Source organism: Marinomonas sp. ATLA20 (assembly GCF_057180105.1).
In genome coordinates, this window is record NZ_JBXUKU010000020.1 from 22,007 (window position 1) to 36,991 (window position 14,985).

Genomic DNA, 14,985 nt, shown 5'->3' on the forward strand with positions numbered 1-14,985 from the left:
AAGGCACAGTCGTATTATGAAACAGGCGCCGTGCCTTCAATGTGAATGTTGCTTTGTGTGCGGAAGTCTCTAGGCGTGACGCCTTTCAGCTCATGAAATCGGCGATTAAAGTTAGCAACATTGTTGAAGCCAACTTGAAAACAAATCGTTGCAATCTGTTGGTCTGTTTCGGTTAATAAGCTGCAAGCGCGGCTGACTCGTACGCGATTCACAAATTCAATAAATCGATTGCCTGTCGCCTTTTTAAAGAAGCGAGAAAAATGACTGTCAGACATACCGATCAAGCTTGCTACACTGGAAAGCGTAATATCTTGGCCGTAGTTTTGTGACACATAATCGACCACAGTATTGATTTTACGTTGCAGTGTTTCACTGGACTTTAAATCGATTTGCACTGTAGAAAGTAAGCGATAACTTCGACTTTGAGCCAGTTTTTGTAAGAGGGGGAGGGCGAGAATCAGTCTTGACAAGCCGCTAGAATCGCGCACTTTCTGGAAGATATCTTTTAGGTATTCGTGGTCTTGGTCAAAAAACTCAATGCCTGATTTTGCTCTCGCTAACATAGGCAATATTTCGGCGAGTTCGGGGATGATTTTCATACCATTTGAAAAAGACTCGTGATCAAAGCGAATCACCATGTCCCGAAGTTGAACATCTTCTTGGTCGTGTTGGCAGATCCAGTTATGAGGGAGTCGAGGTCCCGTTAAAATGAGTTGGCCTGGTGAGTAATTGCCTATGTAATCACCGACGAACACCTTGCCCGATGTCGCGACGATAAAATGTAGCTCGTAGTCATCATGGGCATGCCAGCGAATAAGATCACACGGATAGCCGTGTTCTAAATAGCGAATGGTTTCGTTATCTTCGACGATTTCGTATTCGGGTGTGATGCGTTTGGCGGTATTAGACATAATCTTCTCGCTCAGCAGATAAAATGACCACTCACTGCTTATTTTTTATTTTTAATAAAAATATACTCAAGAAACCAAGGAAGAGACAACTTTATCCACCTTGTTTTCTTGAGTTAGGCACTCTAATTAATGATAACTATCTAAGCATACTTTGCCATGCTTGTCTGAATTGCTTCAGAGAGCTGAGTTACAAAGTCAGGAAACTCTGTTGGCACATTGCCCCATAAAAAGCGATCTGTTGCAAAAGCTCGAATGCCCATTTCGTCATTGCTAAATGACGCTAGAGAGGCTTTATTTGGCTCATGGTAAGGCGTATTTAGCTTGCCTTGACTAGATAGTTGAATAAAAGCAAACCAGCTAGCGATGCCTTGGATGGTTTTTACGGGAGTGCGGCCTTTTTTGTAGGCGCCTTCCAGCGTTGGGAAAACAAAAATCGGAAATTTGGCGTAGCCATCAGTGCAGATTCGCTCTACAGTATCGCCAATATTGGCGTTGCTAAAACGTTGCGCAATAATGTCAAAATAAGCAGGCAGATCAACCACCGAATCACCGATCGCAGGGATCGAATCTTGTAGAATAAAGTCCGTAAAATACTGCTTTAATTCGTCATCGCGCATGGCTTCATCAAAGTAGGTAAGGCCTTTTAATGCTGCTTGATACGTTACGCAAGTATGGCCCGCGTTTAAAATGCGAATTTTAGCTTCTTCAAAGGGCACCACGTCTTTCACGAATTGCACGCCAACGAGGTCAAGAGCGGGTTTATCACCGGCAAACTTATCTTCTACCACCCATTGGATGAAGTCTTCCCCCATGACTGTCATGTCGTCATCGACACCGAAGCGAGAACGGACATCGTCTATGTGTTGCTGGCTTGGCTTAGGTGTAATTCGATCCACCATAGAGCAAGGAAAAGACACGTTTTGTTTTACCCATTCAGATAAAGCCGAATCTTGCTTAGCGTCTAAAAACTGCATTAGCCCAGTTTCGAGTAGCTCACCGTTATGACGAAGGTTATCACAGCATAATAGAGTGATTTTTGCCTTGGATGTTTCGCTTCGCAGTTTAAGTCCAGCATAAAGAAACGCATAAAGCGTATTGCGAGCACCTTCTACATCGGCCTTGATTGCAGGATGTTCTAGCATCAAACGGCGATTTTCATCAAGGTAATAACCACCTTCTGTCACTGTGGATGTGACAAGCTGTGTCTTCGCGTCCGCAAGTGCTGAGTCAACTTCTTCAGGTGCTTGTGCACCGTCAATTTGCTTAACAATAGAGCGAATGTGCTCATAGTCTGTCTTGCCATCAGCCGCCATGGTTTTTAAAACGTATTCGCCCTTTTGCTTAATAAAACGATCGAAAACGTGGCTGTCTTGTGGGCGAATATTGACACCAATAATCCCCCAGTTTTGCTGATTGGCATGAGCTAATAGTCGATCAATGTACACCGCTTGGTGGGCACGATGAAACGCGCCTACACCCAAATGGACGATACCAGCTTGAATCGTTTCTTTTGTATAATTCTGAGCTGAAAGCTGTTCCGCATTGGAGACGGCTTGTAAGTAATTAGCCATACTAGGCCTCCTCTGGAATAACAGAGATGACACGATCATTTTCGTTAAACAAAATGGCTTCTGACATGTCAATTTTGAGGCTGACTTCTTGTCCGTCTTTTAGCTCTGTTCGAGCCGGGGCCTTGATGATAATGGTTTGATCGCTAGATAATTGAAGGTGCGCGTAGGCTTCGGAGCCGAGGTGTTCAACCAATTCAATGCGACCAGATAAATCGCCGCCTTCCTCTACCAACGACATATGCTCCGGGCGAATACCAACAACAACCGAATCTGGCAGTGGGCCTTTTAAACGATTTGCAGGGAAGTGAATTTGCTGACCAAGTAATTCAATGGCTAGATTATCTTCATGGCGTACTATTTTATTCGCTGCGATTAAGTTCATTTTTGGTGTGCCAATGAACTCAGCCACAAAGCGGCTATTTGGCTGGCGATAGAGTTCGAGCGGTGTGCCAACCTGTTCAATTTGTCCAGCATTTAAAATTACTACTCGGTCGGCCAAGGTCATGGCTTCAACCTGATCGTGAGTTACGTAAATCATGGTTGTGCCGAGTTTTTTGTGAAGGCGAGCGAGTTCTAAACGCATTTGTACACGCAGTGCGGCGTCTAGATTGGATAGTGGCTCATCGAACAAGAATACCTTCGGCTGACGAACAATAGCGCGACCAATGGCAACACGTTGACGTTGACCACCAGATAGCTCTTTGGGTTTACGTTCTAATAAAGGATCAAGCTGCAAGGATGCAGACACCGAGCGTACTTTCTCTTTAATTTCAGCATCCGACACTTTGGCAAGACGAAGAGCGAAGGAAAGGTTATCAGCCACTGTCATGTGTGGGTACAACGCATAAGACTGGAACACCATGGCGAGGTCGCGTTTTGACGATGCCACTTCAGTAATGTCTCTGCCATCTAGTTCAATGCTTCCACCTGTACTGGACTCAAGACCCGCGATGGTACGCAATAAAGTGGATTTACCACAGCCAGATGGCCCAACGAAGACGACGAATTCACCTTCCTTAATACTTAGATTAATGCCGCGCAATGCGTGGTAGCTGTCATAGTGTTTTTGTAAATCAGTGATCGCTAAGTAAGTCATAAAAAAGCTTCCTAATAATTATTTTACGGCGCCGAATGTAAGGCCTTGGACTAATTGTTTTTGACAGAACCAACCGAAAATAACGATGGGTGCACAAGCAAGCGTGGAGGCTGCAGATAGCTTCGCCCAGAACAAGCCTTCAGGACTTGAGTAAGAGGCGATCATCGCCGTTAATGGCGCGGCATCGGATGCGGTTAAGTTGAGTGACCAAAAAGCTTCGTTCCAACACAATACGATGGATAAAAGAGCGGTTGATGAAATGGCGCCAATAGAAAGTGGCAATACAACTTTGACGACTTCATCCCAAGGGGTAGCGCCATCCATTCTTGCGGCTTCAAGTATTTCTTTTGGTAAATCCTTGAAGTAGGAGAACAGCATCCATACGATAATGGGCAAGTTCATTAGGGTGAAAATGATCACCAAAGCGGTTTTTGAATCTAATAAGCCATAATCTCTGCAAAGGATATAAATAGGGACTAACACGCCGACTGCTGGCAGCATCTTAGTAGAGAGCATCCATAGCAAAATGTCTTTGGTGCGTTTTCCTGGGAAAAATGCCATGGAGTAAGCCGCAGGGATGGCAATGACCAAAGCGATTATGGTTGAGCCAAATGACGTGACGACGGAGTTCCATGCGTGATGAATGTAGTCACTGCGCTCTTGAACGATTCGGAAGTTATCCAGTGTTGGTTCAAAGAACAGCGATGGTGGAACAGATATCGCCTGTAATTCGGTTTTAAAGGAGGTAATAAACATCCAAAAAATCGGGAAAAATAGCACCAATGCGACTGTCCATGCGAACAAGCCAGTCAGAATGGTTTTGAGTTTGCGTTGTTGATTAAGAGTCATCGTATTCACCTCACACCGTCAAGTTTTTGCCAACGGCACGAATTAAGAAAAAGGCCACGATATTGGCAAGCAATACAGCAAATAAACCACCTGCAGAAGCCACACCAACGTCATATTGAAGAAGCGCTTGGTTATAAATTAAATACGCTAGGTTTGTGCTGTCGTAACCTGGGCCGCCGCCAGTGGAGACGAAGATTTCAGCAAATACGGCTAATAGGAAGATGGTTTCTATCATCACTACCACGGCAATTGGTCGTGCAAGGTGAGGAATAGTTAAATAGCGGAAGATATGCCAGCCTGTCGCACCGTCCATTTGGGCCGCTTCTTTTTGCTCCGTGTCTTGGGATTGCAGCGCAGTAACAAAGACTAAAATGGCAAAAGGTAACCATTGCCAACTGACCATGATAATGATGGAGACGAGTGGGTAGCTAGATAGCCAATCGATGGGTTCAAAGCCCAGTGATTCTGATATCCATGCAAAAATGCCATACACCGGATTCATCATCATATTTTTCCAAATCAGTGCGTTGACAGTTGGCATGATAAAGAAAGGTGAAATCAGCAAAACACGCACAATGCCTTGGCCAAAAAATGGTTTATCAATTAAAGCGGATAGCATCACACCTAGTACTACAGTGATGATCAACACTGAAAGTAGCAGTATTAAGGTATTCGATACCGCAGGAATGAATCCAGGGTCAGTAATAAAGAATTCAAAATTCATCCATCCAACAAAGTTATTCTGACCTGGGTACAATAAGTTGTAGCGGATGGTGGAAAAATAGATGGTCATGGATAATGGAATGATCATCCAAACCAAAAGCATGATGACGGATGGTGCCATTAATAAGCGAGTAATTGAGCGCTTCATGTTGTGTTTCTCTTATTATAAGCAGGGGGATTTGTTCTCGTGCAGAACGAATCAAGATAAGAAATAGGGCGACGCCCTATTTCTTTGTCGAGCTTAATAATGGTTAGTAATAACCTGCTTGACGCATTTGACGATCTGCAGAAGTATTGGCAGATTTCAAAGCTTGATCGACTGTCATAGAGCCAGACAATGCACCTGAGATCATTTGCCCTGTTGTTGTGCCAATTGCTTGGAACTCAGGGATGGCAGCAAACTGAACGCCCACATAAGGGGTTGGTTTTAGTGTACTGTCAGTGGGGTCAGCAGATTGGATGGCTTTTAATTCCGCATCAGCAAATACCGCTGCTTTTTGGAATTTAGGGTTAGCATAAGTGCTGGCTCTTGTTCCTGTTGGTACCGCAGCCCAGCCATTTTTTTCGCCAACTAATTGGATGTATTCTTTAGAGGTTGCCCAACGAACGAATTTTTGAGCCGCGTCTGCGTTTTTAGTCGCAGCAGGAATGCCTAATGCCCATGACCAAAGCCAGTTCGCGCCTTTTTCCGTCACTGCATAAGGAGATTGAGCAAAGCCCACTTTGTCAGCAACCTTACTTTGTTTAGGGTCAGTGACGAAAGACGCTGCGATAGTGGCGTCAATCCACATGCCGCATTTGCCTTCGTTAAATAACGCTAGGTTTTCATTGAAGCTGTTACTGCTTGCGCCTGGCGGCCCGTAATTGTTCAATAGATCAACATAGAAGTTAACCGCCTTTTTCCATTCAGCGGTTTCTAGCTGAGGCTTCCAGTTTTCATCAAACCAACGAGCACCAAAAGAGTTTGCCATGGCGGTCATGAACGCCATGTTGTCACCCCAGCCAGCTTTACCACGTAAGCAAATGCCGTAAATACCTTTTTCTGGGTTATTGACGGCAGCTGCGACATCACGAATGTGTTCCCAGCTGTCTCTGTCATTGATTTCCATACCTGCAGCTTTCACAAGATCCTTGCGATACATGACCATGGAGCTTTCACCGTAGAAAGGGGCTGCATACATAGTGCCGTCATAAGATAAACCTCCACGAATAGATGGAAGAATGTCTTTTGCATCGTAGCTACCACTGGTATCGACTGCTTGTAGCCAGCCGCGTTCACCCCAGATAGGCGCTTCATACATGCCAATGGTCATAACGTCATAAAGACCGCTTTTATTGGCTATGTCTTGTGTCACGTTCTGACGTAAAACACCTTCTTCTAGCGTTACCCATTTCACTTTGATACCTGGGTTAGCTTTTTCAAATTCAGGTGTGAGTTTTTGCATTTCGATCATATGGCCATTATTTACAGTGGCCACTGTGATTTGAGTTGCAGAGAAGGCGCTAGCAGCTGTCATGGCTGCTGTGATAGATACCGCATAAGTTAGGGTATTCTTGGTAAAGCGTTTCATAGGTTTCCCCCAGTTTGGAGTTTCTTTGTTTTTATAGTCGTACCTAATTCTTGATAACTGATCATCAAGTAACCATTAATATAGGCTATGTGACAATTGACCTGTTAATACATAAATTGCCAATAAATGTACTATTTTGTTTCATTTTTAAGTTTTTTCTAAAAAATGAGTCAATTTAATACTCTTCTTAAGACCTTTAATTGGCGCTATCTGTCTGTCTAATAAGGTTTTACGTGATAAATGTCAGTGAATGAGGCCAAGGCATTTTCGTTTTTTTTATATAAATGGCTATAATGGCGGCATTCTATTTCAAGGGTAATATCATGAGTGAAACCACAGATTCGATTAGTTTTAAACGTCTTAAAATGCAGTGTCGTCGTGGCATGTTGGAACTTGATGTTCTACTTGAGCCTTTTTTAGCGGATGTGTATTTGACGCTGGAAGACGAAGACAAGCAGCGCTTCGTTAATTTGCTTACCTGTGAAGATCAGGAACTGTTTCCGTGGTTTATGCAAAGTGCTGAGCCGGAAGATCCGGATCATGCCCGCATTGTTAATATTATTTTGTCTCGTGTTCAGCCTGAAAACTACCGAGCTTAAATGCTCATGGATTAGTGTAGGGCTGTGGCTTTTTTTAGTCCTGGCGTACGCTGCTCTGTTGCAAATTTATTGGATGCCTGCCTATTGGCGGGCATTGCTTTATATGAGCGTTGGCTTAGTTGGATTAACTCTGTTTATTCGTATGTTGCGAAAACCTGTTCGACAGATTGGTATCGATGAACAAGGCGTTTTTCTATTAGATCGAGGTGGTTATGAAAGGCTGCTTTTTATTCGTGCTAATGGTGTTCAGTTGATTGCTAAAGTCGACCAAGTGCAGACTTTTGGGGATAAAATCTGGCCCAAATACCGAGTGATATATCGCGATAGCGTGGGAATGGAAGTGTATCAAGTTCTGCGCTCTTATGCGGCGCAACAAATCCTGTTGCGCCGCAGTGAAGAGGCTAAAAAAACTATTAACTCGAAAACTTAGCGCTTAAATTTCTAAGCGCAGCTTAGTCTGAATTTTTCGGAGTAAGGATTGTCGGCTTGCTGGTGGTTAGTTTATTTGGGTAATCTAACGTAAAGTGTAAGCCGCGACTTTCTTTTCGAGACATGGCGGAACGTATAATCAAATCGGCGACTACGGCAAGATTTCGTAGCTCGAGTAAATCATTCGAAATCTTATAGTTAGCATAAAACTCTTGGATTTCTGACAATAATAAATCCACTCTATGTTTGGCTCTTAAAAGACGTTTGTCTGTTCTTACTATGCCGACATAATCCCACATAAAACGTCGTAATTCTTGCCAGTTATGGGTGATGACTACGTCTTCATCCGAGTTTGTTACCTTGCTTTCATCCCAGTCAGGAATGTCTACTTCATTGGTGTGTAGATGACTGTCAGCAATGTTTTGAGCAGCAGAACGAGCAAAAACAATACATTCTAATAAAGAGTTACTTGCAAGGCGGTTCGCGCCATGAAGTCCGGTATAAGCGGTTTCTCCAATGGCATAAAGGTTGTCAATGTCCGTTGCGCTGTGACGGTTAACGACGACACCACCACATGTATAGTGTGCGGCTGGAACGACAGGAATCGGACCTTTTGTCATGTCGTGGCCATATTCTAAACAGCGTTTATAAATGGTTGGGAAGTGTTCTTTAATGAATTCTGGGGCTTTGTGAGAAATATCCAGCAAAACATGGTGAATCCCAAGGCGTTTCATTTCGTGGTCAATGGCTCGTGCGACGATATCGCGTGGCGCCAGTTCCTCTCTCTTATCAAACTTCGCCATAAACCGTGTGCCGTCGGGTAATAAAAGCTTACCGCCTTCGCCACGAACGGCTTCAGAAATCAAAAAGGTTTTGGCTTTGGCATCGTAAAGGCAGGTAGGGTGGAATTGGTTGAATTCCATGTTTGCAACTCGACAACCGGCACGCCATGCCATGGCAATTCCATCGCCAGAAGCGGTGTCTGGGTTGCTGGTGTAAAGATATACTTTGCTGCTGCCGCCGCAGGCCAGTGACACAAAATGCCCATGGAAAACTTCAATCACATCGTCATCAAGATTAAGAGCATAAACGCCAACAGCTCGATTTGGTCCTGCCAAGCCGAGCTTTTTCGTTGTGACAACATCAATGGCCACACGATCAGGGAAAAATTCGATGTTTGGGTGATTGCTTGCGTTTTTAATTAGTGCTTTGGAAATCGCCAAGCCGGTGGCATCGGCACTATGAATAATACGCCTATGGCTGTGACCACCTTCTTTCGTTAAATGGTACTCCTCGCTTTCCCCGTAGCGGGTGAAAGGAACGCCTTGCTCGATTAACCAATCAATACTTTCTTTGGAATGTTCAACTGTAAAACGAATAGCATCTGGATCACCAAGTTCAACACCTGCGTCAATGGTATCGTTAATATGGGAATCAATTGTATCTTTATCCGACAATACAGCAGCGACACCGCCTTGAGCATATAATGTGGATCCTTCGCGTATATCTGCTTTTGTCAAAATGGCTACGCGGTGTTTGTCTGCCAGCTCAAGAGCAAGCGTTAGCCCCGCGGCTCCCGCGCCAATAATGACGATGTCGTGTTTGTAATGTCGGCTCATGTTATTGATCTGATTATGGCTAAAAAATTAATGTTACTATTGTTGCCAGTAAATAGTGAACACTTTCTGAAGCCGCACTCTAAATTTTGAGTATTATCTGGAATTAAAGAGGTACACAGATTCTCAAAATAGTTTATTTAGTAGTCAATGACGGGAACTCGTTAAGTGAAGTGTTGTCTTCTCTTGTAATGAGCAAGGGCGCAGACGAATAAGGTTTTTATATGAGGTGCCTATGCAGCACGAAACGTCTTCTGATCAGGCGTTAGTTGAAAAAGTACAGCAGGGTGATAAGCGGGCGTTTGATCTGCTTGTTGTCAAATATCAATATAAGGTCATGGGTTTAATTGGACGTTATGTACAAGATAGAAGCGAAGTACTCGATGTAGCCCAAGAAAGCTTTATTAAAGCGTATCGTGCCATAGGTAGTTTTCGCGGAGAAAGTGCTTTTTACACTTGGCTGTATCGTATCGCTGTTAATACGGCGAAAAACTACCTTGTGAGCCGTTCTCGTCGTCCACCAGAATCTGATGTCGAGCTGGATAATGAAGAGGTTTTCAGCGTGTATGAATCCTTAGCTGATATAGACACGCCTGAAGCAAACTTAAACAGTGATCGTCTTGAAAAAGCGATTCATTATGCCATTCAAAATTTGCCGGAAGAGTTACGTAGTGCATTAACCTTACGTGAATTCGATGGTCTGAGTTATGAAGACATTTCACTGATCATGGACTGCCCTGTAGGAACAGTTCGGTCGCGTATTTTTCGCGCCCGAGAGGCGGTAGAAAAACACATACGTCCATTGATGGATACAGGAGAGTAAATATGACAGCTTTAAACAGCGGTTTACCAAAAAATGATTGCTCCCGAGATCATGGCAGTACTCGAGAAAACGTCCACTCCCAAGAAATGCGTTCTAGTTTGTCGGCTATGTTTGATGGTGAAGCGACAGAGCAAGATCTAGACCGCTTAATAGATGGGGACAGTGCAGAGCTAAGTCGTCAACTAGAATCTTATCATCTAATTCAGCAGGCGCTGCATAACGACTCGTCTGTCATTGTTGGTCTGGAAGATAGCTTGATGCTTCGTGTGAGAGCTGGGATTGACATCGACTCTTCATTTCCAGAAGAGCACAGTGCAAACAATTTGCTGCCTTTTGTTCTGCCTAGTGATAGTCCGGCTTCTCGTCCAGTCTGGCGTGTCGCCCTGTCTAGCGTTGCTGTGGCGGCGAGTGTAGCGTTTGTGGTGATATTGGGTGGTAATGAGTTATTAACATCAGAGGTTAGCGCTCCAAATTTAGTGGCAGAGGTTCGTTCACCATCAACCAATATGGTAGTAACGCCATTGGCGGAATTGGACAAAGAGGCGTTGCAAATAGATAACGTTAGGTTGCAGCATTATCTTCGACAACATGCTGAGCAAGCAGCGATGACGGTTGGGCAGGGAATGATCCCCATGGCTCGAGTTGTTAGCTACCCCGTTAAAGAGTAATTTATGAGATTATTTTCGCCATTACATATTTTTTTCACGCTACTATGCCTTATTATTTCGGGTGTAAGTACAGCTAGTAACTCGGCACCAGACGCATTGCATTTGTTGAGAAGCATGACACAGTCATTTTCTACACTCAGTTATGATGGTGTATTTGTTCACTCTGAAGCGATGAATATGAACAGCATGCGTGTCCGTCATGATTTGATGGGCGGTGTGGAATATGAAAGTTTGGTGGATTTAGACGGCGACAAGATTGAAGTTTTGCGCATTGATGACAAAATCATTTCTGTGTATCCAAATGCACTTGTTGCCAACATGCGTGCACCATTGATACCGCCTTTTAAACGTTTTAAAGATGTAGAAAGTGACCGGCTTATTAAAGGTTACGATATGATTGTTGGCGAACACACAAGTCGGATCGCGGGTCGCAAAGTGATTGCTGTAAAGTTGGTACCAAAAGATCAATATCGCTATGGGCATCAATTTTGGTTAGACGCAGAAAATCACTTTCTTTTAAAGCATGATATGTTGAAAACAGACGGTAAATTGTTAGAGCGAATCCAATTTACCTCCGTTAATTTTGCCCCTGACTTGAAAGACAAAGATTTTGTCCCAAAAGAGGGGAGTTATGCTGAACCTATGGTGGAAACTCAGCCAAGACGTGTAAAAAATCTTTGGCAATTTGACTGGTTACCGAAAGGTTTTTCTCTGGTGTGGCCAGAGGCAAGGTCGCTAAATCATGGCACCAGCATGCTGTTGTTATCAGATGGAATGGCGACCATCTCCATTTTTATTGAGCCGACGATGAAGGTTAAAGCCATGTCCATTTTAAGCATGGGGGCGACCATCGCTGGCGAACGTAGTATTAAAGTAAAAGATCAGTTGTATTTGTTGACCATGGTTGGAGAAGTACCAGAACCGACCATTGAGAAACTGATGACCGTATTTATGCCAAGGCAAGATTAATGATTGAAGAAACGGGAAGAGTATTATCCATAGAAGATGGCTTTGCTGATGTAGAAACCATTCGCACCAGCAGCTGTACCTCTTGTCGTGCTCGGCATGGTTGTGGTCACCATGCTATTGCTCAAGTTTCTTCATCAAACCGAATGCGCATGCGAGCTATTGATCCTTTGTCGGTAGAAATCGGGCAAAGTGTTGTTGTCGGAATCCCTGAAGATACGCTACTACAGGCTTCTGTTTGGATGTACCTTATCCCATTACTTGGCCTAGTTGGTGGAGCGGTTGTACCCTCCTTGTGGGGAGGTGAATCGGGCATCGCGGTTATTTTTTCTATCTTTGGCTTTGCTGGTGGTTTGTTATTAGCGAGAAATAAGTCAAAACAAGAAATGAACAATCTTGACTATTACCCCAAAATTTTAAGAATTGAAGCGCTTAACGATGGCCATATACCTTTGGTCGTGGCATCGTAAGCTTCTAAATATCTTCACCTGGCACTGTAATGAATTTGGTACGTCTTAAGGAGACCAATCAATGAACAGATTGCTTAAACAAGTTAGCATGATTGTCGTCAGTAGTTTTATGATGGCTTCGATGTTAACTCATGCGGCTTCGCTTCCTGACTTTACCGAGTTAGTGGAGAAAGCCTCCCCCGCCGTTGTGAATATCAGTACGGAACAAACTGTTACCACAAAAACGGCTAATGAAGGTGGTCAGCAATTAGGGCCAAATAGTGAAGAACTTAATGAGTTCTTCAAGCACTTCTTTGGTCAGCAACCTTTCGGTCAACAAGCGCCACCACAGCAGGGGCCGCGAAGTTCATTGGGTTCTGGATTTATTGTTTCCCATGATGGTTATGTCCTGACTAATAATCACGTTATTGATGGCGCGGATGTGATCCATGTTCGCCTAAATGATAGACGTGAATATATTGCCAAATTGGTTGGTACGGATCCTAGAACGGATTTGGCTCTGCTTAAAATAGAAGCTGATGATCTACCTATTGTTAAAATGGGGGATTCCGATGAGCTTAAACCTGGGCAGTGGGTATTGGCGATCGGCTCACCGTTTGGTTTTGATTACACGGTAACGGCAGGTATTGTAAGTGCAACAGGGCGAAACTTGCCTTCTGATAACTACGTGCCGTTTATACAAACTGATGTCGCGATCAATCCTGGTAACTCTGGTGGCCCGTTATTCAATTTAGACGGTGAAGTGGTTGGTATCAACTCACAAATCTATACTCGTTCTGGTGGTTTTATGGGCGTGTCTTTTGCGATTCCGTCTAAAGTCGCTATGTCCGTGGTTGATCAGCTAAAGAGTGATGGCAAGGTGTCTCGCGCTTGGTTAGGTGTGTTGATTCAGGACGTAAACAATGAACTGGCTGAATCATTTGGTTTAGACAGATCAAATGGTGCTCTAATCAGTCGTGTATTACCTGACTCTCCAGCTGAAAAAGCAGGCTTAAAATCAGGTGACATCATCTTAGAATTCAATGGTAAGTCTATCGCACACTCTGGTGAGCTGCCTTACATTGTTGGGCAAATGAAAGCGGGTGAAAAAATTGACGCTAAAGTCTATCGAGATGGTAAAGAACAAACAATTTCGGTGACGCTAGATGCTCGACCAAATGACCCTAATGTCATTGCTCAATCTCAACAAGATCAAAACCGTCTAGGCATGATTGTCGGAGAAGTTCCTGCAGATATGGCGAAGAAATTTGAAATTGATGGTGGCGTTGTTATCGAGCAAATTCTGGGTGGAACAGCTGCCCGTAATGGCTTGCAACAAGGTGATGTGATTACTATGTTAAATGGCAAGCGCATTAACAGTGTTACTGAGTTTGGTGACATCGCTAAAGATATTCCAAATGGTCGTTCTGTGCCAATGCGAGTGATTAGGCAGGGTTACCCTATGTTTATTCCATTCAAAATAATGGATTAATCATTAAAAACGGCAACATTCGAAACGAAAAAAGCGACCAAAAGGTTAATGCTGTTCATTTAAGGGGTGATTTTAATTGAATAGCCTCAGAAAATCCGATTAAGTTTTCTTAATCGGATTTTTTTGTGTCTATTCAACAGTTACTTCTTAGTATCGATGAGCTCCACTCCTTCTCAGATCATTCAACCTTCACTCAGAATATTCCCATTGAGTGGATTGAGTCCGCATTAACCCTTTCCTCAAGCGCAAGCATCAGACGACAACGCTTACCCCGAAGACCAAGTGCTTTGGTTGGTACTAGGGATGGCTCTTTTTCGGGATGAAGCGATTGAAGAAGTAGCTAGGCGCTTAAATATCTGTTCAGAAGGATTAGCATCGGAGCAACTTCTTGCCAAGAGCTGCGTATCTCAAGCGAGGCAGCGACTTGGTTCAGATCCTATGCAGTGGCTTTTCCAGCGCACAGGTGAGCATTGGGCTAATGAGCGATTTGCTCAGGATGATTGGCAAGGGCTGCAAGTATTTGCTATGGATGGTGTCATTTTTCGCACCCAGGACACGCCAGAGTTACGAGAGCACTTCGGTAGTGCCAGCAATACAAGGGTCAAGCAAAGCGCCTATCCGTTATTGCGCTGCGTCGCTCTGATGAATACGCATTCCCACGTTATTTTAGATGCTCAGGTAGGCGTTTACAGCAAAGCTGAAACACCATTAGCAGAAGGCATGTTAGATAAGATTCCAGATCGCAGTATTACACTCTTAGATCGGAATTTTTGGAGCGCAAATCTCATGCATACATTGATGACTGGGGGAAAAGGTCGACATTGGCTCATTCCCAAGCGCAGCAATACTGTGTATGAAGTCATTGAGGAATACGGAGATGCATTGTGGCGTATGAAAGTCTCCCCACAAGCTCGCAAGAAGAGCGCTAATCTGCCCGAATATTGGGATGTACGAGCCATAACTTATGACGTTCAAGGAAAAGCCAAGACGGTACTGACATCCCTCCCTATCAGCGACTACCCAGCGGATAAGATTGCTCAGTGTACCATCAGCGCTGGGAAATTGAACTAGGGTTTCGTGGCATCAAATCCTCTATGCTCAACAACGCCATTACGTTGCGCAGTAAGAAAGTCGATCTAATCTACCAAGAACTGTGGGGAATGTTACTGGCCTACAACATCGTACGTCGAGAGGCGAGTCATGCGGTCGCATCACATGGCCA

General features: G+C 44.0%; 14 protein-coding genes and 1 pseudogene. 8 read left to right on the forward strand and 7 right to left on the reverse strand.

Features of this window, described 5'->3' with window-relative positions:
• Window positions 1-14: 14 nt before the first annotated feature.
• The 6 genes from AC2A4J_RS19790 to AC2A4J_RS19815 all read right to left on the reverse strand — a co-directional run bounded on the left by AC2A4J_RS19790 (window position 15) and on the right by AC2A4J_RS19815 (window position 6,721).
• The gene (locus tag AC2A4J_RS19790) at window positions 15-911 is read right to left on the reverse strand and encodes a helix-turn-helix domain-containing protein (RefSeq protein ID WP_255828104.1); all 897 of its coding nucleotides are present in this window, start codon (window positions 909-911) and stop codon (window positions 15-17) included.
• Window positions 912-1,051: 140 nt separating this feature from the next.
• On the reverse strand, window positions 1,052-2,482 hold the full coding sequence (locus AC2A4J_RS19795) for a mannitol dehydrogenase family protein (RefSeq protein ID WP_484177221.1): 1,431 nt from the start codon (window positions 2,480-2,482) through the stop codon (window positions 1,052-1,054).
• 1 nt (window position 2,483) lies between these two features.
• A complete protein-coding gene (locus tag AC2A4J_RS19800; protein WP_484177222.1) occupies window positions 2,484-3,578 on the reverse strand; it encodes an ABC transporter ATP-binding protein in 1,095 nt (364 codons plus the stop codon).
• 18 nt (window positions 3,579-3,596) lie between these two features.
• Complete coding sequence (locus AC2A4J_RS19805) at window positions 3,597-4,427, reverse strand: carbohydrate ABC transporter permease (RefSeq protein ID WP_484177223.1); 831 nt, start codon at window positions 4,425-4,427, stop codon at window positions 3,597-3,599.
• Between the two features lie 10 nt (window positions 4,428-4,437).
• The gene (locus tag AC2A4J_RS19810; RefSeq protein ID WP_255828108.1) at window positions 4,438-5,298 is read right to left on the reverse strand and encodes a carbohydrate ABC transporter permease; all 861 of its coding nucleotides are present in this window, start codon (window positions 5,296-5,298) and stop codon (window positions 4,438-4,440) included.
• A 103-nt stretch (window positions 5,299-5,401) separates the two neighbouring features.
• Complete coding sequence (locus tag AC2A4J_RS19815; protein WP_484177224.1) at window positions 5,402-6,721, reverse strand: ABC transporter substrate-binding protein; 1,320 nt, start codon at window positions 6,719-6,721, stop codon at window positions 5,402-5,404.
• Window positions 6,722-7,044: 323 nt separating this feature from the next.
• Here AC2A4J_RS19815 and AC2A4J_RS19820 point away from each other — a divergent pair, with 323 nt between their 5' ends.
• Window positions 7,045-7,320, forward strand: a complete 276-nt coding sequence (locus tag AC2A4J_RS19820; protein WP_255828110.1) for an FAD assembly factor SdhE — start codon at window positions 7,045-7,047, stop codon at window positions 7,318-7,320.
• A 103-nt stretch (window positions 7,321-7,423) separates the two neighbouring features.
• Window positions 7,424-7,750 (forward strand): hypothetical protein, encoded by a 327-nt coding sequence (locus tag AC2A4J_RS19825; protein ID WP_484177225.1) that lies wholly within the window; start codon window positions 7,424-7,426, stop codon window positions 7,748-7,750.
• A 22-nt stretch (window positions 7,751-7,772) separates the two neighbouring features.
• On the opposite strand, the gene nadB is transcribed toward AC2A4J_RS19825, so the two are convergent.
• The gene (gene nadB, locus AC2A4J_RS19830) at window positions 7,773-9,368 is read right to left on the reverse strand and encodes an L-aspartate oxidase (protein WP_484177226.1); all 1,596 of its coding nucleotides are present in this window, start codon (window positions 9,366-9,368) and stop codon (window positions 7,773-7,775) included.
• A gap of 232 nt (window positions 9,369-9,600) precedes the next feature.
• On the opposite strand from nadB, the gene rpoE reads away from it, so the two are divergent.
• From rpoE to AC2A4J_RS19860, 6 genes and pseudogenes are all read left to right on the forward strand, one after another.
• A complete protein-coding gene (rpoE, locus tag AC2A4J_RS19835) occupies window positions 9,601-10,188 on the forward strand; it encodes an RNA polymerase sigma factor RpoE (RefSeq protein ID WP_255828113.1) in 588 nt (195 codons plus the stop codon).
• A gap of 2 nt (window positions 10,189-10,190) precedes the next feature.
• Complete coding sequence (locus AC2A4J_RS19840; RefSeq protein ID WP_484177227.1) at window positions 10,191-10,856, forward strand: sigma-E factor negative regulatory protein; 666 nt, start codon at window positions 10,191-10,193, stop codon at window positions 10,854-10,856.
• A 3-nt stretch (window positions 10,857-10,859) separates the two neighbouring features.
• Window positions 10,860-11,825: a MucB/RseB C-terminal domain-containing protein gene (locus AC2A4J_RS19845; protein ID WP_484177228.1), complete on the forward strand. Its 966-nt coding sequence runs from the start codon at window positions 10,860-10,862 to the stop codon at window positions 11,823-11,825.
• The gene (locus tag AC2A4J_RS19850; RefSeq protein ID WP_484177229.1) at window positions 11,825-12,292 is read left to right on the forward strand and encodes a SoxR reducing system RseC family protein; all 468 of its coding nucleotides are present in this window, start codon (window positions 11,825-11,827) and stop codon (window positions 12,290-12,292) included. Before AC2A4J_RS19845 ends, AC2A4J_RS19850 begins: the two co-directional genes overlap by 1 nt.
• Window positions 12,293-12,353: 61 nt before the next feature.
• Window positions 12,354-13,763, forward strand: a complete 1,410-nt coding sequence (locus AC2A4J_RS19855; RefSeq protein WP_484177230.1) for a DegQ family serine endoprotease — start codon at window positions 12,354-12,356, stop codon at window positions 13,761-13,763.
• A gap of 131 nt (window positions 13,764-13,894) precedes the next feature.
• Window positions 13,895-14,985, forward strand: a pseudogene (locus tag AC2A4J_RS19860) (IS4 family transposase); the annotation flags it as partial.